Annotated in this window: 5 protein-coding genes and 1 pseudogene; all 6 read right to left on the bottom strand. The window is 32.1% G+C overall.

The window, feature by feature from the left end; genetic code table 11:
• Window positions 1-658 (bottom strand): annotated as a pseudogene (gene secA, locus ACVC2P_RS12430) (preprotein translocase subunit SecA); the annotation flags it as partial.
• A gap of 261 nt (window positions 659-919) precedes the next feature.
• Window positions 920-1141 carry a DUF2795 domain-containing protein gene (locus ACVC2P_RS12425; protein WP_034057512.1) on the bottom strand — a complete coding sequence of 74 codons (222 nt, stop codon included), beginning with the start codon at window positions 1139-1141 and terminating at the stop codon, window positions 920-922.
• Window positions 1142-1318: 177 nt separating this feature from the next.
• Window positions 1319-1891 (bottom strand): cob(I)yrinic acid a,c-diamide adenosyltransferase, encoded by a 573-nt coding sequence (locus tag ACVC2P_RS12420; RefSeq protein WP_452598789.1) that lies wholly within the window; start codon window positions 1889-1891, stop codon window positions 1319-1321.
• A 70-nt stretch (window positions 1892-1961) separates the two neighbouring features.
• Entirely contained in the window at window positions 1962-2087 is a 126-nt protein-coding gene (locus ACVC2P_RS12415) for a hypothetical protein (protein WP_452598788.1), read from the bottom strand.
• 5 nt (window positions 2088-2092) lie between these two features.
• Window positions 2093-2866 carry an O-methyltransferase gene (locus tag ACVC2P_RS12410; RefSeq protein WP_452598787.1) on the bottom strand — a complete coding sequence of 258 codons (774 nt, stop codon included), beginning with the start codon at window positions 2864-2866 and terminating at the stop codon, window positions 2093-2095.
• A 3-nt stretch (window positions 2867-2869) separates the two neighbouring features.
• Window positions 2870-3080: ABC transporter C-terminal domain-containing protein (locus ACVC2P_RS12405; protein ID WP_452598786.1), on the bottom strand; the 211-nt coding region annotated here is incomplete at its 5' end.

Raw genomic sequence — 3080 nt, 5'->3', positions numbered from 1 at the left:
TTACTAAGTGCACACCTCTTTCTGCTAAAGCATTTAAGTAGACTGGTAAGGTTGCTACTAATGTTTTTCCTTCTCCAGTTTGCATTTCGGCAATTTTACCTTGGTGCATAGCAATACCACCTATAAGCTGTACATCGTAATGTATCATGTCCCAAGTAATGGCTTTTCCTGCTGCATCCCATGAGTTTGCCCAGATTGCTTTATCTCCATCTAAAGTAACGTAATCGTTATCTCCAGAGATTTCTCTATCGAAAGGACTTGCTGTTACTGTAATTGCTGTATTGTTTGTAAAACGCTTTGCGGTTTCTTTTACTACAGCGAAGGCTTCTGGAAGAATATCGTTTAATGTTTTTTCAACAGCTTCGTACGATTCATCTTCAATTTTATCTACTTCTTGATAGATGTCTTCACGTCTATCTATATCATCTGTTGCATCAGCTTCTTTTAAAAGTTCAGCCTTTCTATCTTCAAAAGGTTTACGCGTATCTGCAATAATAGCTTTGAATTCTGCTGTTTTGGCTCTTAAGTCATCATTAGATAAGGCTTCTAAGGCAGTTTCGAAAGCTTTAATTTTATCTACTATAGGCATGATGGCTTTAACGTCTTGTTTAGATTTGTCGCCAACAAATACTTTTAGTATAGAATTTAAAAAACTCATAGGTTTATATATTTAGTTAACAGAGTTGTCTTAAAATGGTGTAAGATAACTTTGTTTTATTATTTATAAATCGGCTAAAACCGATTGTTATTTTAAGTGTTTTTAAGCCTTAAAATATAAGGGCTTAAATATACGTTTTGTTCACGTGCTTTTATAGAAACTTAACTAAACTTTTTGTATTAAATAAAAGGTTTAATAGTTTCTAAATTAAAAGCATAAAAAAAGCCTCTGCTTAGAGACTTTTTTCTGTGTTTTACTATATTAATATTCGTCCTCGTTCCAGAGGTAATCTTCGTCTGTTGGGTAATCTGGCCAAATCTCTTCTATAGAGTCATACGAGTCTCCTTCGTCTTCAATTGCTTGTAAATTTTCAGTTACTTCCAGAGGTGCTCCGGTTCTAATAGCGTAATCTATAAGCTCATCTTTGGTAGCTGGCCAAGGTGCATCACTTAAATGGGATGCTAATTCTAATGTCCAATACATTTCTTAATAGGTTTATTTTTTTGCAAAAATAATTTTTTAGTTTAAATAGTCAAGAAAAAAGTGAATTATTTTATCAATAATAAAAAAGAACGTCATTTTTCACTGAAACTATTTGATTATAAATCTTTTGCAGTGTTACTTAATCTTAGCTTAAAAGTATTGGTTTTTTGTGTAGCTTTAATGCTTCTCAGGAATCCATTTTACTTCGTCCGCTTGCAAGTCAAATGACAACTTTCGTGCCAATACAAAAAGGTAGTCAGAAAGGCGGTTTAAATACATTAATGCTTCTGGTAAAAAAGGGTCAAGCTCATTAAGGGCAGAAGCTAAACGCTCACTACGCCTACAAACGCAGCGTGCTATGTGACAGAATGACACGGTTTGATGTCCTCCAGGTAACACAAAATGGGTCATTGGTGGCAAAGCCTCATTCATAGCATCCATTTCGTGCTCCAGTAGTTCTATATCTTCGTTAGATATTTTATTTATATTTAAACGTTCTTTACCGTTTTTTAATACCATTTTTTCTGGATCGGTAGCTAAAATAGCTCCTACAGTAAATAATTTGTCTTGTATTATTATTAAAATATCTTTGTATTGTTGATTAATGTCTTGGTCGCGAATTAAACCTATATGAGAGTTTAATTCATCTACAGTACCATAACTATCAATACGTATATGATGTTTTGGAACTCGTGTACCTCCAAATAAGGCAGTAGTTCCTTTGTCTCCTGTTTTAGTGTATACTTTCATACCTGTAAAGATAAATGTAAATAGGGGAAAAGGCAAAGGAGAGCTATACTTTAAATAAAAAAAAGAAAACCTATCTTTTAAATTTCCTATTGTCTTTTCTTTTGTAATAACGGTCTTTAAATGATTGCTTTCTTTTTCTGGAACGCCCTGCTATTATAGGAATAAGAATCATGGATGCTATTAATAGTAATATCATAATAATTAGATTCTAATTTTAAAATGTTCTTTAGCCTGTTCTTTTCTAAAAAAGACTATGCCCCAGAAAAAGGTATCTATTGTTACTGTAACTTGTGGGTGTTGTTTTATGGTTTCCCAAGCTTCTGTCATGCCTTTAGACCAATAAATATCATCAAAAATAAAAACGGAGTCGTTATGTGCTGTTGGTAGAAGTGTTTCAAAGTAATTTAAGGTAGCTTCTTTTTGATGGTTACCATCAAAATAGATCAAATCATAAGTATTTGAAGTTAATGTTTTAGTTACTTCATTAAAATCTCCTGTTAATACATCTATATTTTTTAACCCAAACTGTTTAAAAGTGTTAGATGTGAATTTAGAAATATTTGGGCAACCTTCTACAGTGGTTATGTTAGCTTCTGGGTTACCTAAATGCATAGCATGTGTAGCTATACCCATTGAGGTGCCTAATTCTAAAATAGTATTACATTTTAAGTATGCTATTAAGCGATAAAATAGCTTAGCACGATGTAATGTTGTGCCTGCATTTTTAGCCATTTGTGATATAAAACGTGTGTTACTTTTCATTACATGAGAGCCAACCCCCAAATCGGTAACTTCTATTGTATTGTTATTCGAGAATAAGTGCTTGTTGTAGGCTTTTAGTTTAGTATAGCTAGAGTGTTTAGTTTTATCATAGAAGCATTTTGTAACTAAATCGAAAACAAAAGGAGATTGTACACCATGCTCATTTTTAGATTGTAACCAGAATTTTATGTAGGGAATAATTAATTTTCTCATTTGTTAGTCTTCCATTTTTTCTGATAATTCCAACCAGCGCATTTCTTTTTCTTCTATACTATCTATTATAACTTGTAATTCGTTAGACAATGTATTAATTTCTTCTGGTGTTAACTCTGGATTAAGAAACTTTTTTTCTAATTCAGCTTTATCAAATTCTAAGCTTTTAATTTTGCTTTCTATGTTTTTATATTCCTTTTGTTCGTTGTAAGAT

The sequence above is a fragment of the Pontimicrobium sp. MEBiC01747 genome, from assembly GCF_053601635.1.
This window is presented reverse-complemented; position numbering and strand designations above follow the sequence as displayed.

Bases quoted from the DNA above. Each gene is read 5' to 3' on its own strand.
- ACVC2P_RS12420 (WP_452598789.1), bottom strand. From the start codon at position 1,891: ATGAAAGTATACACTAAAACAGGAGACAAAGGAACTACTGCCTTATTT.
- ACVC2P_RS12425 (WP_034057512.1), bottom strand. From the start codon at position 1,141: ATGTATTGGACATTAGAATTAGCATCCCATTTAAGTGATGCACCTTGG.
- ACVC2P_RS12415 (WP_452598788.1), bottom strand. From the start codon at position 2,087: ATGATATTACTATTAATAGCATCCATGATTCTTATTCCTATAATAGCA.
- ACVC2P_RS12410 (WP_452598787.1), bottom strand. From the start codon at position 2,866: ATGAGAAAATTAATTATTCCCTACATAAAATTCTGGTTACAATCTAAA.